Here is a 24,982-nt window from a genome sequence, read left to right as displayed (position 1 = left end):
GCCTACCTGCAACTCCAAGTTGTTTGGGTACCGATCATTAAATATTCACTAGCCACACGAAGTTAAATAACGATAATGGACGTTTAATTTCGTCTAACCAAAGGACACCCCTTGAGTAATTGTGCATTTTCGACCGTACCACTAAAGCCTGAACTGCTTTCTAACCTTGATACTTTGGGATATACCCAAATGACTCCCATTCAAGCATTAAGCCTACCTACCATTTTAGCGGGCAAGGATGTTATCGGCCAAGGAAAGACAGGCTCAGGGAAAACGGCCGCTTTTGGATTAGGTGTTTTATCCAATCTTGATGTCAAACGCTTTCGCGTGCAAGCGCTCGTGCTCTGTCCTACTCGTGAGCTGGCTGACCAAGTAGCGACGGAAATCCGCACTTTAGGTCGCGCCATCCACAATATTAAAATTCTTACTTTATGTGGCGGTATGCCGATGGGGCCGCAAATCGGTTCATTAGAGCATGGCGCGCATATTTTGGTTGGTACACCAGGGCGTATTTTGGATCATCTTGAAAAAGGACGGATTGATCTTTCCGAGCTGAATACTTTAGTACTCGATGAAGCAGACCGAATGTTAGAGATGGGTTTTCAATATGCGTTAGATGCGATTATTGCTCAAGCGCCAACAGTCAGACAAACCTTACTATTCAGTGCCACTTTTCCTGCTCAAATCAAGCAGGTGGCTGAGCGGATCATGCGTAATCCAGAAATGGTTAAAGTAGAATCCACCCACGCTTCAACGACGATTCAACAGTACTTTTATAAACTGGAAGGTGCGGAGGCGCGTGATAATGCCTTAGCCCAGTTGCTATTACATCATCAACCAGAATCAGCGGTGGTATTTTGTAATACCAAAAGGGAAGTGACCCATGTTGCCGAGCAGTTAAAGCATAAAGGCTTCAGCGTGATTGAGCTGCACGGTGATTTAGAGCAGCGCGATCGTGACCAAGCCTTGGTGCAGTTTGCTAATAAAAGTATCTCGATTTTGGTCGCTACCGACGTTGCTGCTCGTGGGCTGGATGTGGATAACTTAGATGCGGTGTTTAACTTTGAGTTGTCCCGTGACCCTGAAGTGCACGTTCATCGTATAGGCCGTACGGGGCGCGCTGGCAGTCAAGGACTAGTGATCAGTTTCTTTAGCGACAATGAGATGCATCGCGTAGCGATGATAGATGAATATATGGATATGCCCATTGAGCCTGCTCAATTGCCAAATATGAGTGGGCAGAACACTACGCCTTATCAAGCCAAGATGGTAACGATCCAGATCGATGGTGGTAAAAAACAAAAAGTTCGTCCGGGTGATATTTTAGGTGCTTTAACCAGTGATGATGGGATTGATGGCCAGTTCGTTGGTAAGATTAATGTTCTGCCAATGCGTGCTTACGTTGCTGTGCATAAATCGGTGGCTAAGCGAGCGCTGAAGAAAATGGAAACCGGCAAAATGAAAGGCCGTCAATTTCGTGCTCGTTTATTGAAATAAAACCAACCCGGCGCCATGTTGTGATAAAGCCAGCGTTTGTTCGCTGGCTTTTGATTTTCTTAGCTACTCAAAGTGCTAAATCATCATACTCATGCAGCTAATCATTCGATGCATGAGTCAACAATGAAAAACTTATTGAGTCAGGTCAATGCGATAAATGGCAAAGCCGAGTGAGTCGTTAGCCACTTTTTGCATGGGATACTGGCCTTTGGCCTCAATAAATTGTGCCGCTTTTTCACTAGGCGAGGTTTCAAAACGCACATCTAAGCGAGTATCGGTTTTGATAGGCGCAAATGACCAGTTGTTGTCAGCACTAGGGGTAACATGGCCTTGTTCTGCGCTAATGCGAGAAATATAGCTTGCTACCACGGTGCGGTTTTCATCTGGCGAATCAAAGGCAACAAACTCACTGCCCGTACCAGCAAATTTATTGCTGTAAGCACGATAGTTGTTGGTCGCGACTAAAAACGTTTGTTTAAGATCCAGTGGTTGACCTTGATAAGTCAAGCCAACTATACGTTCAGCCTCTTTGTTGATAAGTTTACAGTCACCGTCGTATTTCGCCGGTTGTGTGACATCAATTTGATAATTGACGCCATCGATGACATCAAAATTATAAGTACGGAAACCCTGCCAATTAATTAGGCTTTGCGGGGCCTCACTCTGTGGATCAATTTGGTTAAACTGGCCTGCGCTGCATTCCAACCACTCTTTGACCTCCTTACCGGTCATTTTCAGTGCCACCAGTGTATTAGGATAAAGATACAGATCGGCGGCATTACGGAAGGTCAGTTGTCCAGCTTCGACTTCAGTAAAGCCATTAGGATCATCTTTACGACCTCCGACTTTAAAAGGGGCAGCTGCTGATAAAACGGGTAATCCTGCCAGATTAGCGTCGCCTTGAATAAATTGCTCGACATAGTCTTTTTGGGCTAAGTTAACAATCTGCACCGTTGGGTCGTCTTGCACTAGGGCTAAGAAACTGTACATCACATCATCGGCTTTACCGATAGGTTGATTAACAAATTCTCGCGTTGCTTGATGGTCTTTGGCTAAGGCTTTGACGATGTTTTTATCTGCTGAAACCAGTGCTTGTTGAGTTTTACGATCGAAAATTGGCCGATCTTCTGCGCGTCCATTGACCACTTGCCATTGGCCATTTTCATTTTTTAAGGTTAAATCCATCACGCCGACATGGCTGCCCCAACGACCGGGCATCACCGCAGGAATGCCATTGATGGTACCTTGACTGATATCTGCACCCGGTAAGTTCGCGTAGTCGGCACTTGGGAATACCGCGTGTGAGTGTCCAAAGGCGATGGCATCAATGCCTTTGACTTGAGTGAGATAATACACCGAATTTTCTGCCCCAGCTTGATAAGGATCGGTCGAGATCCCTGAATGAGGGATCGCAATGATCACCTCTGCACCTTGCTTTTTCATCTGGGGGATGAGCGTTTCTGCGGTTTGCTTAATGTCTTTGGCAAACACTTTGCCTGCAAGATTTTTCTTATCCCAGACCATGATTTGCGGAGGGACAAAGCCAATGTAACCAACCTTGACAATCTGCTCTTGGCCATTTTGATCGATAAAAGTATGAGGCTTAATCAAATAGGGTTGGAAATAGTGCTCGCCTGTGTATTGATCAAATACATTGGCATTAATGTAAGGAAAGTCCGCTCCTTTAATCGCCTGCTGGAGAAAATCTAAACCGTAATTAAACTCATGGTTACCAATATTACCCACATCGTAGCCGAGTTGATTCATTGCTTTATAAGCCGGGTGAATCTCGCCTGGAGTGATGCCTTTTGCCGCCATATAGTCACCCATAGGGCTACCTTGCAATAAATCACCATTATCCACCAGAACAGAGTTGGTGACTTCTTGCTGAGCTTGTTTAACTAAGCTTGCTGCACGAGCCAATCCCAATTGTTTCGATGGCATATCTTTGTAGTAATCATAATCCATCAAGTTGGTATGAATATCGGTGGTTTCAATGATTCTCAGTTGGAGTGTTTCCGCCATTGCTGGCCCCGCCATGCTTAAAAGACCCGCTAACACAGCGATGGCTAAGGAGTGATGTTTTGAGTGCATAGGTCATTTCCTGTTGATTATCGGGATTGCTTGTTTGGCTTTCCTCGTTAGCAATAGCGGTGAATGTAACAAATTGTGATGCAATGTGTCGGACTGAACATCACAAAGTGTGAGTTATTCAGAAGCTTTTGCTATTGCAAAGCAAGGCTGACGATTGCTTATCAGCTTTTAGTATAAAAAATGAAATTTTAGAATTTCGAGCAATAACATCTACCACTCATAATAAAGCCATCAATTTGAGTTAAGGATAACAACGATGGCGGGTTTACAAAGCGTTACGACGAAAAAAGCGCATCAAGCAACGCTAGTAGCATTAGATGGAGGGGGAATTTCGAACTCCTATACCCGCTTATCGCGTAGCCAATTACGCACCGGAGAAGTCGCATTAGTTGGTGCTGGTCCTGGCGATCCTGAATTGCTGACGGTTAAAGCACTCAACTATCTACAACAAGCGGATGTTGTGCTCTATGACTATTTAGTTTCAGAAGACATTATGGCGTTGATCCCCAGCAAAACGATTTTGGTCTGTGTGGGTAAACGTGCCGGTCATCATAGTGTTCCGCAAGAAAAAACTAATCAACTGCTGGTGGATTTTGCCCAATTGGGGCATCGCGTGGTGAGGATAAAAGGCGGTGATCCTTTTATGTTTGGCCGTGGTGGGGAAGAGCTGGAAGTGTTAGCGGATGCTGGCATTCCATTTCAAGTGATCCCTGGCATTACTGCTGCGGCTGGAGCGACGGCGTACGCTGGTATTCCATTAACTCACCGTGATTATGCGCAGTCGGCTTTATTTATCACCGGACATTTAAAAAACGACACTATTGATGAGATGGAGTGGCCGACCTTAGCGCGTGGTCATCAAACCTTAGTTATTTATATGGGGTTGATGAACGCCACGATGATCACTCAGCAACTCCTCTTACATGGACGCCATGCCTCGACGCCAATTGCGATAATTGAGCGAGGTACTCAGCAAGCCCAAAAAGTATTTCGAGGCGTTTTGCAAGATTTACCCCAATTAGCGACTCAAGCGCAATCACCGGCCTTAATTGTGATTGGTGAGGTGGTCGCGTTAGCCGATAAATTGGCTTGGTTTGGCGAGCAAACTGAGCGTCCCACCCACTACCACTATGCCTAATTGATTATTTTACTCTTGCCATTTTCTTGTTCGAGATAATGACAAGGCAGCGAAAAGGAAACCGACAGAATGGATCCACAACGTTTAACCCATTTACAGCAACTTGAAGCGGAGAGTATTCATATTCTTCGTGAGGTGGCGGCAGAATTTGCGAACCCAGTGATGATGTACTCGATAGGTAAAGACTCCTCCGTGATGTTGCATCTGGCTCGCAAAGCGTTTTATCCGGGAAAAATTCCTTTTCCTTTACTGCATGTGGATACGGATTGGAAATTTCGCGAGATGATCGAGTTTCGTGATGCGGCAGCTGAAAAGTATGGTTTTGAACTTTTGGTACATAAAAACCCAGAAGGATTGGCGATGGGGATTAATCCCTTTGTGCATGGCTCCTCAAAACACACCGATATCATGAAAACCCAAGGATTGAAACAAGCTCTCAATCACTATGGGTTTGATGCCGCTTTTGGTGGTGCGCGTCGTGATGAAGAAAAATCTCGAGCCAAAGAGCGGGTCTATTCGTTTCGTGATCAAAACCATACGTGGGATCCGAAAAACCAACGTCCAGAGCTATGGAAAACCTATAACGGACAAATTAATAAAGGGGAAAGCATTCGCGTATTCCCTTTATCGAACTGGACGGAATTGGATATTTGGCAATACATCTATCTAGAAAATATCGATATTGTGCCGCTGTATTTGGCTGATATTCGCCCAGTGGTTGAACGAGATGGCATGTTGATTATGGTCGATGATCAGCGGATGCCATTACAACCGGGTGAAGAGGTTCAATACAAGCGAGTTCGGTTCCGAACTCTCGGCTGCTACCCCCTGACCGGAGCCGTAGAATCTGAAGCCGATACGTTGACCGGGATTATTGAAGAGATGTTGGTGGCAACGTCCAGTGAGCGACAGGGGCGGGCGATCGATCACGATCAGTCTGGATCGATGGAACTGAAAAAACGCCAAGGTTATTTCTAAGGATTTGAGGAAAGAAAATGAACAGTGCAGTGCATGCTCAACTTGCTGAGCTGGGTATTGAAGGATACCTCAACCAACATCAACATAAATCATTATTACGCTTTCTAACCTGTGGATCGGTTGATGATGGAAAAAGTACGTTAATTGGTCGTCTGTTGCATGATTCTAAACAGATCTATGAAGATCAGTTAGCTGCCGTTCATTCTGATAGCCAGCGCGTAGGCACCACCGGTGAACGGCCTGATCTCGCACTATTGGTCGATGGCTTACAAGCTGAACGTGAACAAGGCATTACGATTGACGTTGCTTATCGTTATTTTTCCACTCAGAAGCGCAAATTTATTATTGCCGATACACCAGGGCATGAGCAGTACACGCGTAACATGGCCACTGGAGCATCGACTTGCGATTTGGCCATTATCCTGATCGATGCACGCAAAGGCGTATTAGATCAAACCCGTCGCCATTCGTTTATTGCCCATTTATTGGGGATCAAACACTTCATTGTTGCGATCAATAAGATGGATTTGGTGGATTACTCCCAAGCTCGATTTGACGAAATTTGCCAGCAATACGCTGATTTCTCGAAAAATCTTGCCCAAGACATCGCTATTGATTTAATTCCAATCTCTGCGTTGGAAGGTGATAATGTCGTCGAGAAGAGCCAATTCATGCCTTGGTATCGTGGTGAGTCTTTGCTCGAACAGTTGGAAAATGTGCAGATTAAGCCACCGAGTATCAATGCTGATTTTCGTTTTCCCGTTCAGTATGTGAATCGTCCTCATTTAGATTTTCGTGGTTTTGCTGGTACGGTTGCCGCGGGCACAATTCATGTTGGTGATAAGGTCAAAGTGTTACCGTCTGGGAAAACCTCTGCGATTACGCGGATTGTTACCTTTGATGGAGATTTAAGCCATGCCAATGCAGGACAAGCGGTGACCTTAACTCTACAAGATGAGATCGATATCAGTCGCGGCGATCTATTAGTGTTGGCCGATGCGAACGTTTCGCTAACCTCGCAACTCGTCGCGGATGTGGTATGGATGGCGGAGCAGCCACTACAACCCGAGCGTGAATACGATATTAAAATTGCGGGTAAAAAAACTCTGGGTCGAGTAACCCACATTAAATATCAGTACGATATTAATCAGCTCAGTACCTTTCAAACTGAACAGCTACCGCTTAATGGCATTGCCCGTTGTCAATGGCGCTTTACCCATCAACTAGCAGTAGATACCTATCAAGATTGTGCGGATACTGGTGGTTTTATTATCATTGACCGTTTGACTAACGTCACGGTCGGAGCGGGTTTGATTCGTGAGCCATTGCAAGCGTTAGACGCCCCAGTTACCAGTAGATTGTCGGCTTTTGAGTTGGAATTTAATGCATTAGTCAGAAAACATTTCCCCCATTGGGAGGCGAAAGATATCAGCCAATTTAAGGGGCAATAATGCACACTATCGATAATGTTACTAAACCGACGATCGTCTGGCATGAGCACAGTGTTGATAAGACTCATCGAGCACGATTAAAGCACCAGAGCCCAGCCGTTCTGTGGTTTACTGGGTTATCTGGATCCGGAAAGTCAACCATTGCGGGAGCTTTGGAGCAACGTCTTGTTGAGCTTGGTTACCATACCTATTTGTTGGATGGCGATAATGTGCGTCATGGACTGTGTGCCGATTTAGGTTTTTCTGAGCAGGATCGCCGAGAAAATATTCGCCGTATTGGTGAGCTTGCCAAGTTAATGGCCGATGCAGGATTGATTGTTTTAACGGCTTTTATTTCGCCGCACCGTGCTGAAAGGCAACGAGTACGAGCATTAATGCCCGAAGGCGAATTTTTGGAAGTGTTTGTGAACACTCAATTAGCCGTGTGTGAGCAGCGTGATCCAAAAGGGTTGTATAAAAAAGCGCGAGCGGGTGAACTGACTCAGTTTACTGGGATTGATTCGGTGTACGAAGCTCCGTTGGAAGCTGAGATTGATTTACCCGCAGGTGAAGAGCCTGTTGAGGTATTGGTTGAGCGCTGTATTGTTGCGTTACAGCAACGAGGGATTATTCGTTAAAGCGATACGACTTTGCTATTGCTTATTCAAAGCCATTCATTTTGTGAGTGGCTTTTTTATGAGTGCAGGTTTATACCGTGTGATGAATGGTACCGCTCGCGTCACTATGAACAATAAACTTTTGCCCTAATAGAGCGATCAGTTGATCGTAATAACTACTATTGGGTTTATTGCCTAATAGTCGGCAGAGTTCATTGCCTGTGGGGGTAAAGCGATAGTACAGCAAATGTACCCCTTTGGCGGTCACGTTTAACGTGAGCTGTTTACCTTGATAGTTCAGGGTGAGGGGGGGATCAAACTCGATTGCTCCTGATTCTAATTCTGTGGCATGCAGTAAGCCAAGTTCGATTAATACCAGTAAGCTGGAGTAAGGTAATTGGTGGCTACCAATATTTAATGTTGAGGTAATATTGCGTTTACCTAAACTAAAAATACTGTTTTGTACTTTAAGACCAAACAGTAATTTCAAGCTCGGATCGCTGCCAAAGCTGCAACTGAGACCGGCGGCACGCTGTAAAATTTGCGCTTCTTTGGGAGTCATGTTTTGCAAAATACTCAGTGCTTTCATCGAAGTAAACCCTGGGTTGGTCACTTCACGTTTCAGAACTTGAGCCCACAGACGCTGCATGGATGAGTTATGAATATCTTGCGCCATATCGAAGAAACGGTATAGCCAGTCTTGATCAGGATCGCCCGCCGTTTCGTTATGACAAGAAAGGTGCGCCAGACGCACGATCTGTTCAAGGTTTTTTTGTCGTTGCTCTTTTCTCTCTCGTTCACGTTTTAGCGCTCTATCTAACGGCGTTTTTTGCGGTTTTTCATCGAGCAGTAAAGCATCTACCCCATGTTGCTGAGCAATGGATGAGATACGACTCGCGCTATCTTTTAGATAACTGGATTTTTTCTCTGTATTGGAATGGGTTGTGGTTGGATGCTCAATCACAACCGAGGATTTCAGCTCAGCCATGGGTTACCAAATTTTACCATTGAATCATATTCTAAAATGTACCGTGGATTGGCGAAGGTAACCAGTGAAACTCTTGGTGATAGCGCACAAATTTGCGCTATCATAAATGATAATAACTTGTTAAAATTGTTAACAGAGGACTTGGGGGACGCAATGAAGTACGATAAAGAAAATCGCTGGTTTAAGCACCTATCGACCACTTTACTGTTTTTGATCTATTTGGGATTACTAAGTTATTTAGCCAAATACATGATGTAACCAGTAAAGCGGTCTTCAATTAGCAATTATTTAACAACCTGTTACATGTCATCGTAATCTTCGATCGCGGTTCCCTCAATCAGATAGGCGGTTTCCGCCAATTCCGCACTGACCACTTCGGTTTTCAATGTTCCTATCACATACACCACATCCCATAGCTGTTGAATGGGAGCTCCTTGAGGGTATTTGACATAAATGATCTGATTCGGTGGCGGTGGTGGGACATGAATACAAGCCCCAAAGTAAGGAACCAGTAAAAACTCGGTAATGGAGTTTTCGTCTCCCTCAAGAGGAATGACAAAGCCTGGGATTTTTACCTGACTGCCATTGAGCTCACTGCGTACACTGCCCACTTTTATTTGCTGAGCGGGTAAATCGAGGTTGTGATCGATCATCGGCATGCCCATCGCGTTAAATTGGTTGCGCTCATTTTCCGGAATGAGATCAATCCAGTCTAATTGCAGTGGTTCACCATTGGCGTAGACGTTAAAGCTCATCGCCGTAAGTAGTGGCACCAATAAGCTCAGTAACCATTTATACATCTTATTGTTTCTCCTAGAGTCGTATCGTCATACCATCACTGAGTGATTGACGGTAGGCACGCAGCGCAGGAATAAAGCCTATCATGGTGCCAGCCGCTTGCACATAGCCAAGCAGCTGCCACTCATAATGAGTCAGGGCTTGGAGTTGTAGTTGAATACCATATTGACTCGCTACGATAGGGGAAGCGATAGCGAGAACAAGGTATAGGCCAATGAGACCGGTGACAATGCCTAACAAAGTTAAAACACTCGCTTCACTGATCAATAAAGCAAATACGTGTTTGGGTTGAGCGCCCATCGCCCGCAAAATCGACATTTCTCGACGGCGTTCTTGTAGGCTAGTGAGTAAACTACTCAACATGCCGAGTAATCCAGCTATGACGACAAAAATCGAAACGGTCATTAACGCTTGCTCTGCTACGGACATCATTCCCCACAGTTCATGCAGTGCTACACCGGGTAGAATGGCACTTAATGGTTCCGCTCGGTATTGGTTAATTTGTCTTTGGAGTGCAAAGGTTTGAATTTTTGAATGTAAACCGAGTAGCATTGCCGTGATTTGCTGTGGTTCAAATTCACGCTGCTTTAACTCTTCTTTGCTTGGGGTATTACCTAAATTTGCCCCAGACTCCCAGCCAACATGGATTGCTTCAATCGCTTCCAGTGAAACGTGGACGGTTTTATCTACCGGCGTGCCGGTTGGCGCTAAAATGCCGACGACAGTAAAAGGCAGATTATCGTGTCGACTGAAGCCGACATCGCTAATGCCATGAGCGATAATGATCTCACTGCCTAAGTGATAACCGAGTTGTTTGGCGACGTCGGCACCGAGTACGGTCTCAAATAAGCCAGAAAACTCTCTACCTTGAGCAAAAGTAAGTGGTTGCTTACTACCATAACGAAAATGTTCAAAGTAATTATGATTAGTGCCCATAACACGAAAACCACGGTGCGAATCACCTAGCGAAATAGGAATTGCCCACTTTACGGCGCGATGCTGGCTAAATTCTTGATAGCTTTTCCAATCAATATTATTGGTCGCATTACCAATACGAAACACGGAATAAAGCAGAAGGTTCACTTGTCCAGAACGGCCTCCGACAATCAGATCGGTGCCTGAAATAGTATTGGCAAAGCTGCTCTTCGCTTGAGTGCGTATGCGCTCAACCCCCATTAATAGAATGACGGAAATCGCCACAGTAAGAATGGTTAATAAAGCGGTAGTTTTACGATTCAGTAAGCTTTTCCACGCTAACTTGGTGACTACGCTCATGCCACACCTCGTGCTTGATTAATAGTAGGTAAGTACACACTTCGTTCAAAAAGTTTCTCTAAAGTTGGATCATGGCTGACAAACACTAATGTTGAGCCGACACGATTGGCTTCATCTAATAACAGTTCGATAAAGGCACTGCGGTTATCGTAATCGAGTGCGGAAGTTGGCTCATCAGCAATCAGCAGTGGTGGATCGCCAATCAATGCTCTTGCTGCGGCGACGCGTTGTTGTTGACCGATACTTAATTCCGTCACCGGCTTATTAAGCAGTGTGTCACTGAGCTTCAGTTGAGCGAGTAACTGTTTGGCTCGATCGCGGATATCTCCCGAGACGTTAGCGCGGCGATGAGCTGAAAATTGACAGGGTAGGATGACGTTATCAATCACTGACAAGTAAGGTAATAAGTTAAATTGTTGGAAAATATAACCAATATTGTCAGCGCGAAATTTATCTCGTTGGCGAGATTTGAGTTTAGCTAAATCATGACCGAGCAAGTGGACATGGCCTTGAGTGGCGGTATTAATTCCGGTCAGTAAGCTTAGTAAGGTGGATTTACCACAACCACTTGGCCCCTTTACAAAAAGATGTTGCTTGGCAAGCACACTCAAAGCATCAATATGGAGGGTTGGTTGAGGATTATTTGGCCACTGAAATTGTACATCGCTAAGGTCAATTACCGGAGTGGCGCTTGGCAGCGGTTGGCTGTTCATCACTTATCCTTATTTGATGGAAAATCGGGTAAGCCATGCTTACCCGATTGGGGCGTGAACGCTTACATCAGATGATGCATTTACAGTGACAGACGAGTTTGTTGCTTGGTCAGCTCAACGGCAGTTTGTGTACGCTCGGTGAGTAAATTGACCAGCATTTTTTCCGTGCTTGGGAACAAGGCGAACCATTCCGTGTTGATTTGAGTGAGGGCGCCAACATTTTCACATTGATAGTGATACTGCGCAGTAAATTCACCGTGTTGATGATCATGATGCTTATGATCGTGATGGTCATGGTCATGGTCATGTTTATGATCGTGTTTATGATTGTGCCCGTGATCATGATGAGCATGATCGCTGTGGTCGTGGTTATCTTTACCACCGCTTAAGGTGTGGCTAACATGAGTTTCTTCCAATTGGCATTTCGCTGCCGAGCTTAAGGTAAACAATGATTCTGCTTGTCCTAAGATATCTAATGCTCGATTCAGTGCCTGAACTTGGCTTTCGTTTTGTGGCGCGTGCTCAAAACCCACCACATCTGCGCCTGGAGCGGTAATTTCAATCAGCAAATCCGTACCATCTTGAGCGACGTTAAGTTCTACTTGCCCATGAACATGAGCATCGTGTTGACGAAACTCTTGATGAGCAAACGCAGCGGTCGATAATACGGCAGAAATACTTAAGGCAAGCAAAGGTTTAGTTAGCATAATGTTGATTCCATAATCTAGAGAGAGTAAATATAGGGTTAATGAAGATATCGAACTTTTCAACGCTTCGGTGGTGAGCGTGCTACATAAGTAATGTAGTCGAGTATCAAACAAAATGGGCTAACGATGACAGGCATAAAACCCTGTGCTGGCCAGATAGGGATGATCAGAGTGGTATACTCAAGACCATGTTTCACAACAGAAAACAGCTGACAATGATGATCAGTATGTTGAGTTGGATGAATGTCTAATTGATGATTTATCACGGCGATATTGAGCCACAGCACCAACAATACGGCCAGTATACTGACTGTGTTGATCGATAGACGTAAAGGCTGCGGTTTGACCATCATCTTATACCCAATACAACAAGAAGATTGTTATAGTATAACAATCTTCTTGTCTGGCAAGTCTTAAGGTTATTTTTCTAGTTGTTGTTGAATGAGTGATAATACGTTTTGAATAGCATCGTTATTTAAAGCGCCTTCTTGGACAAATTGTACGATCCCCTGTTTATCGAGCACGATGATCGCTGATGAGCGGTTTTGTAACTGCCAACTTTGTGCCACGATACCTGCTTGGTCAAGGACAATCGACGACCAAGGAAAATCGGTTTTGCTGCTTTGAGCTGATGATTTTACAAACGAGCCAGTTCCCCAGACAGCATCATTTTGGTTAATGATCGTCGTCGTTTGATAATCTTCGCTCGGAAAGGCCGCCGCTGTCAGTGCGGTCATCAGTGGTGCATTCATCTCTTTGGCGGCACTTCGTCCGGCTAGAGCTTGAATGACACGAACCTTGCCGGGTAATTGAAGACTACTCCATGGTACAAACTGAGTGTCTTTACCTTCGAGTACCACTTCGCCATATTTTGCAACGTCGACGGCTGGCAGTGGTTGACCCACTACTATGTTGTGGGCTGATGCGATGAAACTGTGAGTGGCGATTAGTAGGGTAAGCAGTATTTTTTTTATCATGGTAAGTCCATTTTAGTAAATAAGTGGTTTAAGTTGATGGTGTACCGATATGCAAGAACCGCATTGTGTTCTTGAAATTGGTAATTGCTGTTATTAACGTATGGACTAAAATTATAGAGCAAGAACGCATGTTTGCCTTTTTTGATCTCTAAATAAACCCCTATCGCCTGACCAAACTCACTAAACTTGATATTTTTTGTCTCGCCAAATTCAGGATGTAAAGGTTGAGTGATTTGATAGTTACCGCTCAGATTAAGATAACCCAGCCCGACACCGATCCCCGTTTTTACTTGCCATTTTTCTGGTTGGTGGCGATTAAAATGGTAAAAAAATAATGGCATTGCATACAGTGCATAGCCTGATATCTTGGTATCAAGATTGGTTAATTGATCGTTTTGATGGAGCGTTTGTCGGTTAACTTTGACTAGGTTACCATCCAGTTGAAATTGTACGCCCAACGAACTTTGCTCTGATAAATAGTAGCCTTTAGATAAAAGAGAGACTGTTGGAGAAAGAGCAAGCTTATTACTCATTTGTGCAATGTTCTGATCGGACTCGTCGCGCACATCAATATTGTTGGTCGTTAATTGTAGGCCCAGATTGAGCTCAATAGCACAAACTGGCAAGCTACAACAAAGAGTAAAAATGATGCTCGTTTTTAAATAATTGATCATAAGAGAATGCTCTTTCATCATTCAATGAGCCAATGATAAGCTCGCTTCGCTTATCGTGCTAAAGCGAGCGTTAAATTAGTCAGTTGGATTATTACTTACAAGAAGCACACTCCTGTACCACCAAGGCCACAATATCCTTGTGGATTTTTAGCCAGATATTGCTGGTGGGAACTTTCTGCAAAATAATAGTCGCCAGCAGGAGTAATCTCGGTGGTGATTTCCGCTTTATTGTGTTCGCTTAGCAAAGCTTGATATTCTGCGCGACTTTGTTCGGCTACTGTTTGTTGTTCATCGGTGTAAGTATAGATCACCGAACGATATTGAGTTCCTAAATCATTACCTTGGCGCATACCTTGGGTTGGGTCGTGATTTTCCCAGAAGGCTTGCAACAATGATCTCAAAGGTAACACCTTAGGATCGTAGATCACTCGAACGACTTCTGCATGACCAGTTTGACCAGTACAAACTTCTTGATAGGTTGGGTTTGGAGTAAAACCACCAGCGTAGCCGACAGAAGTCACAATAACACCTTCTAAACGCCAAAATAAACGCTCAGCTCCCCAAAAACAGCCCATTCCAATCAGTAATTGCTCTTGTCCTAGGCTCGGCTTGATGCTTAGCGGAATATGATAAATAAAATGTTTGTCTTCAAACTCGATCGGAGTCACGCGGCCAGGTAAAGCCTGATCCGCTGATATAAGTGAAGATTTGTTGAGCATAGCCATTCCTTATTAGTAATAGTCAATGGAACGTTGAGTGAAATTCTGTGTCTCATTGATACGATTTTTTATTCCACATCGGATGCGATTGATCCAGAGTATTTCTCTGAGCTATTGGCATTGATGATCGGATAACGTTCGTTGTTCGTCTCGCTTACCGAGATAGATTGACCGCGATATCTGCGTGTAATCTATTGGTGTGTGAGCAATTATCCTACAGACTTCTTATCCTATAGTCGGTATGATTTAAAGTCTATTAACCTGCATTGCGGTAAGGCGCTTAACCACTATTTAACATGAGATCACTCCCATTCTATGTACTATTCGCGACGTTATTCTTTTCCTGCACCGTGCTGGCGAAAGTCGATTTAACCATTCGAGGATTAAGCGGCGACTTAAAAGATAACGTCGATGCTTATCTGTCTTCAATATCGACCAGCGATTACTCGACCCAGTTACGATTTCAGTCACGCCTAGAACAAAGGATAACCGCTGCATTAAATGCACTGGGTTATTATCAACCGACGTTTGTTTTTGAAGTCACGGAACCGGATAAAGCGATGACGGTGCATGTTTCTCCCGGAGAAGTGGTGCGTTTAGCGTTGGTTGAGATTGTGATTGAGGGAGAAGCGCAGCAAGATGCAGATTTTGCTCGAGTGATTGAACGTAGCGGCCTAAAGGTGGGTGAGACACTCAATCACAGCCAATACGACAGCCTTAAATCCTCTTTGCGTAATTTAGCGCTCCAAAAGGGGTATTTCGATGGCGATTTTCAGTTAAGCCGATTGGAAGTGATTCCCGATCTGCATCAAGCGTTTGTTCGTTTACATTTTGATAGTGGCATTCGCTATCATTTTGGCGCTACGTCGATCTCTGGGAGCCAAATTGAAGAGGTTCGTGTGCGCTCACTGCAACCGTTTAAACAAGGTGATCCTTATTTAGTCTCACAAGTTGGTCAATTTAATCTTAACTTAGCCAATACGGATTGGTTTTCATCGGTGTTTGTTAAACCTGATTTAGAGCAGTTAAATCCCGATCAGCGTGAGTTACCTATGGTGGTTGCTTTAGCGCCCAAAGCGCGTAATCAACTAGAAACGGGTATTGGTTATTCAACCGATGTTGGCGTAAGAGGATCATTAAAATGGAAGAAGCCGTGGTTAAATGAATATGGCCATAGTTTTGATAGTAGTCTATCGATATCCGGTCCTGAACAGAGTATTACCGCAGGGTATAAAATTCCTCTCGAAGATGTGCTTCGGCAGTATTATCGTATCCAATATGGGATGAAGCATGTCGATAATCGAGATACCGAGAGTTTAGAATCTAATCTTGCTTTAGAGCGTCATTGGTTACTTGATAGTGGCTGGCATAGGACAGTATTTTTACGTTATCTGATAGAAAGCTATGAGCAGGGCTTACAAGATGACGGGGCGCAATTTTTAATGCCAGGCATCACTTATACGCGTACCCGTACGCGGTTGAATCGCTCGTTATTAACCTGGGGGGATAAGCAAACCATCACCTTAGAATACGCCGATCCTTCAGTGATTTCGGAAACGCGAGTTACGCGAGTGCAAGCTGGTAGCTCTTGGATTCGTAGTTTAGGCGATAATCATCGTGGCCTCTTTAGAATTGACGGCAGTGCCAACTTCGCCGAAGAATTTGATAAACTTTCTCCCTCACTGCGTTTTTTTGCTGGTGGAGACAACAACTTACGTGGCTATGGCTATCAATCTATTTCACCGCGGGATGCCAGTGGCTCGTTAACCGGGGCGAAATACATGGCCACCAGCTCGTTGGAATATCAATATCGGCTAGGTGGTAACTGGTGGGCTGCGCTATTTGTCGATTATGGTGATGCTTTTAATGACACCCCTGATTGGAAAACGGGGACTGGATTTGGTTTGCGTTGGGTATCACCAGTGGGCCCGCTGCGACTTGATTTTGCATGGGGATTAGATTCTGAACCCGGCGACCGATTTAAACTGCACTTTACGTTAGGGCCTGAATTATGATTAAGCGAGCGATGAAATGGACCGGTTGGTTATCCGCAAGCTTGGCAGGCATCGTCACACTTCTGTTGCTGTTATTTGCTGGGTTGTTTTTTACCAACAGTGGCTTAAATGTCTTGGTGTGGGGCGCTCAGAAAGCGTTAGCCGATTTCTCGGTTCAATCGACCCAAGGAGCTATTTTCCCCCGTTTCTCACTGTATGGTGTTGAATATCAAGATCCATCGACTTCCGTTGATTTACAGCTTGAACAACTAACGCTCGCGGTGAATGCGAACTGCTTACTCGAACCGATGATCTGTATTAATGAGGTGATTGTCTCGGGATTGCAGTTTAATTTGGAATCTATTGCCGATTCAACGAATCAATCGGCAGAGACGGCATCAGCGCCAGTGACCACGATTTCTACACCAGTGCCGATCAAATTGGGCCGATTAACCTTGAATAATATTCAGCTTAATCTGCTTGGCAATCAGATTAACTGGCAGCACTTTACGACCAGTGGCGCACTACAAGGCGATCGATTAACGATCGATCGCACGTTATGGCGAGGTGTACGCATTGCGTTGGCTGAGGAACAGGCGGAGCCGTCGGCTGCGACGAGCGCTTCTTCATCCGATGCGCTGCCGATAAGCTTACCTGAGGTTATTATTCCACTGCGAGTTGAGTTGAGTCGCTTTGAGTTACACGATTTTCTCCTCCAGCAAGCCGATCCGATTGCCGTTAATCAACTGGTGGTACAAGCACAAGCATTTCAGTCTCAAGTTAACTTAAAGAACCTAGTTCTTGATATGCCAGAGCTGGACGCATCTTTGACTGGGCGTGCGACTTTGCGCGGTGATTATCCTTTGAATTTCACTCTTCAGTCATTGCTTAAGTTACCAGAGGCTAAGGGACAAACATTACAATTAAAGGCTTCAGGCAGCGTGGCCGATCTCGCTTTGGAGGCGCAACTTGCCGGACTGGCACAGGCTCAGTTGCAGGCGAAATTAAAACCGCTACAACCCGAGCTGCCTTTTGATATCACGGTGCAGCAGCTAAAAGCGCAGTGGCCGCTGGTCGGTGAAGGCGATTATTTTGTGCAAGCGCCTTTACTAAACGCACAAGGTATTCTCGATGATTATCAGCTAGCCATCGATACGACGTTTTCAGGGCTTGATATCCCTGAGATGACGTTGTCAGTACAGGGACAAGGTTCATCAACTCAGATAGCTTTACGCTCACTGCTTTTGAAGACTTTGAATGGTGAGATTGAGGGTGAGTTGCAAGCGCACTGGCAGCCAAGTATTGATTGGCAAGCCAAGCTTAACGTTAGGCAAATTAACCCTGGTTTACAATGGCCTGAAGCATCAGGGACGATCAGCGGTCAACTAGTAACTTCTGGGAAATTGACTGAGCAAGGTGGTTTTGAGATTGCCCTGCCGTTATTGGCTATTCATGGTGATCTTCGTGGTTATCCGTTAGATATTAAAGGACAACTCAACGCCGCTGATCCGCGTGGTAAAGGGGAGTATCGCGTCTCTACCTCTGGATTAACCTTCGCGCACGGACCGAATCTCTTGACCGCCAAAGGTCAATTAGACCAACAGTGGCAAATGGATGTGGCTTTATCGTTAAAAGATTTAGCGAAAACAGTGCCGGATTTATCGGGGCAAGTAGCAGGTCACGTAACGTTACGTGGGCAACTGACAGAGCCAGATATTCAGCTGGATTTGCGCGCAGATCAGCTGGCTTGGTTAAACGAGGCAACGATTCGCGAATTATCGTTAGTTGGCCAGTTAACACCGCTGCCTTTACCACAAGCAGATTTACATCTCTCGATGACGGATGTCCGTTACCAAGAGCAGAGCATAGAATCACTGCTATTGTCGTTGAATGGTCAGCAAGAGCAACATCATTTGACGTTAGAGGTTAAATCTCCCCTTGTGTCTAGCCAACTGGCGATATCAGGACGGCTTACCGAGTCGACCAATTGGCGTTGGGATGGCCAGCTTGAACGTATGAATATCGAGTCCATACAAGGGCCATGGCAGTTGAGTCATGCTACGGATATCAATGTTGACCTCGACCAAGCTCGTGCGATGATAGCGCCGCACTGTTGGTTACAAGCGGATGCCTCTCTGTGTCTTGAAGAAAGCGCCAGTGTAGGGGATAGCGGTGCAGTTCAACTCGCTATCAACCATTTCCAATTCAGTCAAATTCAAGGATTACTGCCACCAGAAACCCAGATAAAGGGGGAACTGAATGGTCAGTTATCGGCTCAGTGGTCAGCACAGGCGGCACCACAAGTAAAACTTTCTGTTACCTTACCAGCAGGTGAAGTCCAGCAGCATTTGTCACAACCGATTATTTTAGGATGGGATGCGATGCAGCTTAATGCTGAATTAGCCAATAATTCCTTACAAGCGGACTGGTCGTTGCAGGTGACAAATAATGGTCAGTTTTCTGGTCATGTACAGATCCCAGATGTCACCGCAGAAGAAAAACAGTGGCAGGCCGGATTAAAATTGACCCCTTTTCATCTTGATTTTCTGCAACCATTCGTCGGTGAATTTAGTCAAGCGGATGCGACGATCACGGCGGATTTAAGTTTGCAAGGAGCCATGCTTCATCCACAGGTGCTGGGTAATATTGAGTTAACAGGGTTGCAGCTTAAAGGTGATATCTCTCCAGTTGATATGGATTCGGGCCAAGTTACGATAGACTTTTCTGGTTACCAAGCGGCGCTGCATGCACAAATTGGTACGCCAGAGGGTTTGCTGAATGTCACCGGTGATGCTGATTGGCACAACATGGCTGAGTGGCGAGTTAACAGTCGAGTGTTTGCTGATTCGCTGTTAGTGGATATGCCGCCGATTGTAAAAATGAAAGTGATCCCTGATTTAACCTTAACCATGCAACCAGATGTGGCACAAGTCTCGGGTTCTATCCATCTTCCTTGGGGACGGATTACGGTCGAAGAGTTACCTCCAAGCGCTATCGAGGTGTCTAAAGATCAAGTCATATTGAGTAAAGATTTACAGCCTTTAAGTGAGCAAAGTCGTTTACCACTGCGCATTGAAACGGATGTTGAGATCGTAATTGGTGACGATGTTCGTCTGAGTGCTTTTGGCTTAGAAGGCGGGCTACGAGGCCGGTTGAATGTCACGCAGCGCGATCGTGGGCCATTGGTGATTGGTGAAGTCAATATTTTACAAGGACAGTATCGCTCATTTGGCCAAGATCTACAGATCCAAGAAGGTAAAATTTTAATGAATGGCCCAGTCGATCAGCCTTTTGTATCGATCAAAGCGATTCGTAATCCAAATAATACCCAAGATGGTGTCATTGCTGGTATCCAAGTAACTGGGCCCGCTGATGAGCCGATGATCACCATTTTCTCTGAGCCCGCGATGCCACAAGCCAATGCTTTATCTTATTTATTGCGCGGGCAAGATATTGATGGTGAAGCTGGCGGTAATGCGATGACCATGACGCTGATTGGGCTAAGCTTAGCTCAAAGCGGTAAAGTGGTAGGTCGAATTGGCGAAGAATTTGGTGTACAAGATCTGCAATTGGATACTGCCGGTTCGGGGGATGATGCACAAATTACGGTGAGTGGCTATATTTTACCTGGTTTACAAGTTAAATATGGGGTAGGAATTTTCAACTCTGTCGGTCAATTTACCATTCGTTATCGTTTAATGAGGGACCTCTATTTGGAAGCGGTCTCTGGAGTCGATAGTGCGATTGATTTGCTCTATCGCTTCGAATTTAACTAAGGAGGGTATGCTATTGTCTCTAGTGTTTGTCTATGGCACCTTACGACAAGGTGAAAGCCATCACGATTATTTAAGCGAAAGTAAGCTCTTAGGCTACTTTGAAACACCGCCAAGCTATGCGTTACACGATCTTGGCCCCTATCCGGGATTGATTGCTGGTCAGCAATCAATCAAAGGGGAAGTGTATCAAGTCGATGAGCGCACATTAGCAAAACTTGATGTATTAGAAGATGTTCCCGTTGAGTATCGACGCGAAACCATTGATACGCCTTATGGCATCGCTTGGATATACATTTATCAAGAGGCTTCGCGGCTTGATTCTGAAATTGAATCTGGCGATTGGTGCCAACGTATTTAAGCCGTGTTTTCTCAATGAAAAAAGCCAGCAATGCTGGCTTTTTGAGCTTATTCATCCTGACTTAATCAGGGAAAATGAGCATTATTTTTGCTGTGCACGCTCGTAAGAAGAAAGGATTTCAGCACGCGCAGAAGCGGCATCTTCCCAACCTTCTACTTTCACCCATTTACCGCTTTCTAGCTCTTTATAACGCTCGAAGAAATGGGTGATCTGAGCTTTCAGCAGTGCTGGAATATCATTCACATCTTGAATGTGGTCGTACTCTTTAGACAGCTTAGAATGTGGAACGGCGATGACTTTGGCATCTTCACCTGACTCATCACTCATCTTCAAAACACCCACTGGACGACAACGAATCACAGAACCTGGGATCAATGGGTAGGGTGTTGGAACCAATACGTCCACTGGGTCACCATCAAGAGATAGCGTGTGGTTCACATAACCGTAGTTACATGGGTAGAACATAGGCGCAGACATGAAACGGTCAACGAATACCGCACCAGAATCTTTATCTACTTCGTATTTGATTGGGTCAGCGTTCGCTGGGATCTCAATCACTACGTAGATATCATCTGGCAGGGATTTTCCTGCTGGCACATTATTTAAGCTCATTACGGTTTCCTTTTTGGTTAGCCGGATTTTAAAAAGTGTCGCTCATTATTATGCAAACTGCACGTCGGTGCAAAACCGACGTGCAGAAAAAGGCGAAGTTTACCTGTAAAAAGCCGGATACCCAAGTAGCAGTGAGTAACTCGATGGGCTTTTAGCGCTTACATACTTTAAGCATCAGCGCTATTGGTTAGATTTGTTCTATGGTTGTTCGATATTTATCGACCACGCTCAGTCCGTTGAGTCTGATTCAGATGACTATTCATCTGGGTAGGTTTCAAGGAACTGAGAGACTTTTTCAACCATCTGTTTTGAACCAACAAAAAACGGCACGCGTTGATGTAACTCGGTAGGTTTGATATCAAGGATACGTTGTCTGCCATCTGTCGCTAAGCCGCCCGCTTGCTCAATCAATAGTGCCATCGGGTTGCATTCATACAGTAAACGCAGCTTGCCGTTGGGGTGGCTTTGAGTACTTGGGTAAAGATAGATACCGCCTTTGAGCAAGTTACGATGAAAGTCGGCGACTAATGAGCCAATATAACGTGAGGTGTAAGGGCGATTATCTTCCGGTACGCTCTCTTGGCAGTATTTAATGTATTTTTTAACGCCGGTTGGAAAACGAATGTAGTTACCTTCGTTGATAGAGTAAATTTTGCCCTGCTCTGGAATACGCATATTTTCATGAGAGAGACAAAATGAACCAATCGAAGGGTCATAAGTAAAACCATTGACACCATTGCCTGTGGTGTACACCAACATGGTTGAGGAGCCATAAATTACATACCCAGCAGCAACCTGTTTATGACCAGGCTGAAGGAAATCTTCTGCGGTTGGTGGTCCACCTACGGGAGAGATACGGCGATAAATTGAGAAAATGGTTCCAACAGAAACGTTGACATCAATATTCGATGAACCATCGAGTGGATCCATTAACACGACATATTTCGCATTTTGGTTAAGCTCTTTATTGAAGGCGACTGCCTCATCTTCTTCTTCACTGGCAACACCGCAGACTTGATCGCGCGCTTCTAAAGCCGCTTTAAACTTATCGTTAGCGTAGACATCCAGTTTTTGTTGCTCTTCACCTTGAATATTATCGTTACCCGATGCGCCAGTAATATCGGCTAATCCAGCTTTGTTGATTTCTCGGTTAACGATTTTGGCTGCAAGACGAATGGACGCAAGTAAAGAGGAGAGTTCACCGCTTGCATGGGGAAAGTCGTGTTGTTTTTCAACAATAAACTCACCAAGGGTGCGCATCTTCGACATGTTATTTCCTTAACACTTATTGGTTCTGGGGGAGAAAGGTAACGCGAAAGAGTAGGGTCATCAGCGTTGGTGTTCTTACTCCTTGAGAAGAAAGCAAATTTAGCTACCTTTTCAAGGTGTTTCGTTATAGCGGTGATTTTAAATCCTAGAACTTTTTACGAGTAATAAACTAACTGCTGAAGATCTCAATTTAGATGTCGACTTTCGATAAATTACATTGTGGCGATTTTCGGTACTCGCTTTTATGGTATGGATCAGGATAATGGTTAGGCAGATAAACAGCACAAGTGAGATCAGGTTGATGCATATTCATATTTTGGGGATTTGTGGCACTTTTATGGGGGGATTGGCGATGCTTGCTCGTCAGTTAGGCCATAAGGTAACGGGCAGTGATGCCAATGTCTATCCACCAATGAGTACGATGTTATTATCCCAAGGAATTGAAATTATTGAAGGTTTTGATCCGAAACAATTAAGTCCACATCCTGATCTGGTGGTGATTGGTAACGCGATGAGTCGTGGAAACCCTTGTGTTGAGTATGTTTTGAATCACAATTTACGTTATACCTCGGGACCGCAATGGCTGCACGACTTCTTATTGCAAGATCGCTGGGTTCTCGCGGTAGCGGGGACGCATGGCAAAACCACGACTGCCAGTATGTTAACGTGGATTTTAGAGCAGTCTGGCTATCAGCCCGGTTTTCTTGTCGGTGGCGTATTAGGCAACTTTGATCTCTCAGCTCGCTTGGGAGAAAGCATGTTTTTTGTGGTTGAAGCCGATGAATATGACAGTGCTTTTTTCGATAAGCGTTCTAAGTTTGTTCATTATCACCCAAGAACGTTGATCCTGAATAACTTAGAGTTTGATCATGCGGATATTTTTGATGATCTTGAAGCGATCAAGCGTCAGTTCCATCACTTAATCCGCACTTTACCGGGTAATGGACGAGTATTGGTTCCCCAGCAAGACTCTGCCTTAGCGGACGTGTTGAGCCGAGGATGCTGGAGTGAACGAGAATTTATTGGTCAACAGGGGCAATGGTTGGCTAAAAAACATAACCCACAAGGCTCACAATTTTCGGTGTATTTTCAAGATCAACGAGTGGGCGACGTCGAGTGGTCATTGATTGGTGATCACAATGTAAATAATGCCTTAATGGCGATTGCCGCCGCGCGACATGTGGGAGTTACACCTGATTTAGCTTGTCAGGCACTAGCAAGCTTTATCAATACCAAGCGGCGTTTAGAGCAAAAAGGACAGGAAAACGGCGTGACCGTCTATGACGATTTTGCTCATCATCCGACGGCGATTGAACTAACTTTGGCTGGCTTACGTAACAAGGTCGGCAGTGAAAAAATTATCGCTGTCGTCGAACCCCGCTCTGCCACTATGAAATTAGGTGTTCATAAGGGCACACTGGCGGCATCACTCGCGCAAGCTGATTCAGTCTATTTTTTTCAGCCTGATGAATTAGCGTGGTCGGTTGATGAAGTTGCGCAGCAATGCACCTCACCCGCTTATGTGAGCAATAACATCGATGACTTAGTTGAGAAAATTTGCGCAGCAGCCAAACCGGGCTCGCACATTTTAGTGATGAGTAATGGTGGTTTTGGCGGTATACATAATAAGTTACTCGCCACGCTTAAAAAGCGAGCTCAGTAACGTTTAGGGTATTCAATAACAGTGACCGATTTAACAACACATAACCAAGCCATTACTTTGGCCTGGACAGGAGCCTCTGGCGCACCCTATGGACTGCGTCTTTTAGAATGTTTACTTGCCAGTGAGCATACCGTGTATTTGCTTATCTCATCCGCTGCCAGAGTGGTATTAGCGACGGAGCATGGTTTGCAATTGTCTAGTCAACCCCAAGCGGCGCAGCAGCAGTTGGTTAAACTGTTTAATTGCGATCCGAATAAACTGATCGTCTGTGGTAAAGAAGAGTGGTTTTCCCCCGTGGCTTCAGGCTCTGCGGCACCGAAAAAAATGGTGGTTTGTCCTTGTTCGGCGGGCAGCGTCGCTGCTATCGCTCATGGCATGTCGGATAATTTGATTGAGCGTGCTGCAGATGTGGTGCTCAAGGAACGAGGGCAACTCCTGTTGGTGGTTCGCGAAACCCCGTTCTCTACCCTGCATTTAGAGAATATGCACAAATTGTCGCAAATGGGCGTTACTATTATGCCAGCAGCGCCCGGTTTTTATCATCAACCTAAATCGATCGATGATTTGGTTGATTTTATGGTAGCCCGCATTCTCGATCATCTAGGAATCGAACAAGGACTGGTGCCGCGCTGGGGTTATGATCAGCGTTAAGTAGCTTCTTTTATGTTTTAGCATTACAATCTTACTCACTCATCGGGGAGCCAA

Annotated in this window: 20 protein-coding genes and 2 pseudogenes; 10 read left to right on the top strand and 12 right to left on the bottom strand. The window is 45.0% G+C overall.

Annotated elements, in window-relative coordinates; genetic code table 11:
• Positions 1-111: 111 nt before the first annotated feature.
• The gene (dbpA, locus tag BSR11_RS10975; protein ID WP_072670426.1) at positions 112-1,497 is read left to right on the top strand and encodes an ATP-dependent RNA helicase DbpA; all 1,386 of its coding nucleotides are present in this window, start codon (positions 112-114) and stop codon (positions 1,495-1,497) included.
• Positions 1,498-1,629: 132 nt separating this feature from the next.
• Here the strand turns inward: dbpA and cpdB are convergent, their stop codons facing one another.
• Positions 1,630-3,591, bottom strand: a complete 1,962-nt coding sequence (gene cpdB / locus BSR11_RS10970; protein WP_072670425.1) for a 2',3'-cyclic-nucleotide 2'-phosphodiesterase — start codon at positions 3,589-3,591, stop codon at positions 1,630-1,632.
• A 346-nt stretch (positions 3,592-3,937) separates the two neighbouring features.
• Here cpdB and cobA point away from each other — a divergent pair.
• The 4 genes and pseudogenes from cobA to cysC all read left to right on the top strand — a co-directional run.
• Positions 3,938-4,729: pseudogene (cobA, locus tag BSR11_RS10965) on the top strand (uroporphyrinogen-III C-methyltransferase); the annotation flags it as partial.
• 66 nt (positions 4,730-4,795) lie between these two features.
• Positions 4,796-5,707, top strand: a pseudogene (gene cysD, locus BSR11_RS10960) (sulfate adenylyltransferase subunit CysD); the annotation flags it as partial.
• Between the two features lie 17 nt (positions 5,708-5,724).
• On the top strand, positions 5,725-7,158 hold the full coding sequence (gene cysN / locus BSR11_RS10955) for a sulfate adenylyltransferase subunit CysN (protein ID WP_072670422.1): 1,434 nt from the start codon (positions 5,725-5,727) through the stop codon (positions 7,156-7,158).
• Positions 7,159-7,166: 8 nt separating this feature from the next.
• Complete coding sequence (gene cysC, locus BSR11_RS10950) at positions 7,167-7,775, top strand: adenylyl-sulfate kinase (protein WP_375152957.1); 609 nt, start codon at positions 7,167-7,169, stop codon at positions 7,773-7,775.
• A 70-nt stretch (positions 7,776-7,845) separates the two neighbouring features.
• On the opposite strand, the gene BSR11_RS10945 is transcribed toward cysC, so the two are convergent.
• The 9 genes from BSR11_RS10945 to msrA form a co-directional block, all read right to left on the bottom strand.
• Complete coding sequence (locus tag BSR11_RS10945; protein WP_072670420.1) at positions 7,846-8,742, bottom strand: TIGR03899 family protein; 897 nt, start codon at positions 8,740-8,742, stop codon at positions 7,846-7,848.
• Between the two features lie 299 nt (positions 8,743-9,041).
• Positions 9,042-9,497, bottom strand: a complete 456-nt coding sequence (locus tag BSR11_RS10935; RefSeq protein ID WP_240004066.1) for a DUF3299 domain-containing protein — start codon at positions 9,495-9,497, stop codon at positions 9,042-9,044.
• Between the two features lie 58 nt (positions 9,498-9,555).
• On the bottom strand, positions 9,556-10,815 hold the full coding sequence (locus BSR11_RS10930; RefSeq protein WP_072670417.1) for an ABC transporter permease: 1,260 nt from the start codon (positions 10,813-10,815) through the stop codon (positions 9,556-9,558).
• Complete coding sequence (locus BSR11_RS10925) at positions 10,812-11,528, bottom strand: ABC transporter ATP-binding protein (protein WP_072670416.1); 717 nt, start codon at positions 11,526-11,528, stop codon at positions 10,812-10,814. Before BSR11_RS10925 ends, BSR11_RS10930 begins: the two co-directional genes overlap by 4 nt.
• An 80-nt stretch (positions 11,529-11,608) precedes the next feature.
• Positions 11,609-12,235, bottom strand: coding sequence for a zinc uptake protein ZrgA (zrgA, locus tag BSR11_RS10920; RefSeq protein WP_072670415.1), 627 nt, complete (start codon positions 12,233-12,235; stop codon positions 11,609-11,611).
• Between the two features lie 59 nt (positions 12,236-12,294).
• A complete protein-coding gene (locus BSR11_RS10915) occupies positions 12,295-12,588 on the bottom strand; it encodes a DUF2607 family protein (RefSeq protein WP_072670414.1) in 294 nt (97 codons plus the stop codon).
• A gap of 66 nt (positions 12,589-12,654) precedes the next feature.
• Positions 12,655-13,212: a YtfJ family protein gene (locus tag BSR11_RS10910; protein WP_072670413.1), complete on the bottom strand. Its 558-nt coding sequence runs from the start codon at positions 13,210-13,212 to the stop codon at positions 12,655-12,657.
• Positions 13,209-13,886: a hypothetical protein gene (locus BSR11_RS10905; RefSeq protein ID WP_072670412.1), complete on the bottom strand. Its 678-nt coding sequence runs from the start codon at positions 13,884-13,886 to the stop codon at positions 13,209-13,211. The genes BSR11_RS10910 and BSR11_RS10905 overlap by 4 nt, the downstream gene beginning before the upstream one ends.
• A 95-nt stretch (positions 13,887-13,981) precedes the next feature.
• Positions 13,982-14,605: a peptide-methionine (S)-S-oxide reductase MsrA gene (msrA, locus tag BSR11_RS10900; RefSeq protein WP_072670411.1), complete on the bottom strand. Its 624-nt coding sequence runs from the start codon at positions 14,603-14,605 to the stop codon at positions 13,982-13,984.
• A 296-nt stretch (positions 14,606-14,901) separates the two neighbouring features.
• Here msrA and tamA point away from each other — a divergent pair, with 296 nt between their 5' ends.
• Genes tamA through BSR11_RS10885 form a run of 3 tightly spaced genes read left to right on the top strand, consistent with a single transcriptional unit; the run spans position 14,902 to position 20,733 of the window.
• A complete protein-coding gene (gene tamA, locus BSR11_RS10895) occupies positions 14,902-16,620 on the top strand; it encodes an autotransporter assembly complex protein TamA (protein ID WP_072670410.1) in 1,719 nt (572 codons plus the stop codon).
• Positions 16,617-20,375, top strand: coding sequence for an autotransporter assembly complex protein TamB (gene tamB / locus BSR11_RS10890; protein ID WP_072670409.1), 3,759 nt, complete (start codon positions 16,617-16,619; stop codon positions 20,373-20,375). The genes tamA and tamB overlap by 4 nt, the downstream gene beginning before the upstream one ends.
• 7 nt (positions 20,376-20,382) lie before the next feature.
• Positions 20,383-20,733, top strand: a complete 351-nt coding sequence (locus BSR11_RS10885; protein ID WP_072670408.1) for a gamma-glutamylcyclotransferase family protein — start codon at positions 20,383-20,385, stop codon at positions 20,731-20,733.
• An 81-nt stretch (positions 20,734-20,814) separates the two neighbouring features.
• On the opposite strand, the gene ppa is transcribed toward BSR11_RS10885, so the two are convergent.
• Positions 20,815-21,345 (bottom strand): inorganic diphosphatase, encoded by a 531-nt coding sequence (gene ppa, locus BSR11_RS10880; RefSeq protein WP_004394570.1) that lies wholly within the window; start codon positions 21,343-21,345, stop codon positions 20,815-20,817.
• A gap of 255 nt (positions 21,346-21,600) precedes the next feature.
• Positions 21,601-22,614, bottom strand: coding sequence for a class 1 fructose-bisphosphatase (gene fbp, locus BSR11_RS10875; RefSeq protein WP_004394571.1), 1,014 nt, complete (start codon positions 22,612-22,614; stop codon positions 21,601-21,603).
• Between the two features lie 301 nt (positions 22,615-22,915).
• Between fbp and mpl the strand changes: the two genes are divergently transcribed.
• Both mpl and BSR11_RS10865 read left to right on the top strand, forming a co-directional pair.
• A complete protein-coding gene (gene mpl / locus BSR11_RS10870) occupies positions 22,916-24,277 on the top strand; it encodes a UDP-N-acetylmuramate:L-alanyl-gamma-D-glutamyl-meso-diaminopimelate ligase (RefSeq protein WP_072670407.1) in 1,362 nt (453 codons plus the stop codon).
• A gap of 21 nt (positions 24,278-24,298) precedes the next feature.
• On the top strand, positions 24,299-24,928 hold the full coding sequence (locus tag BSR11_RS10865; protein ID WP_072670406.1) for a flavin prenyltransferase UbiX: 630 nt from the start codon (positions 24,299-24,301) through the stop codon (positions 24,926-24,928).
• The last annotated feature ends 54 nt before the right edge of the window (positions 24,929-24,982 follow it).

The sequence above is a fragment of the Vibrio injensis genome, assembly GCF_001895205.1.
Classification (GTDB): Bacteria; Pseudomonadota; Gammaproteobacteria; order Enterobacterales; family Vibrionaceae; genus Vibrio; species Vibrio injensis.
This window is presented reverse-complemented; position numbering and strand designations above follow the sequence as displayed.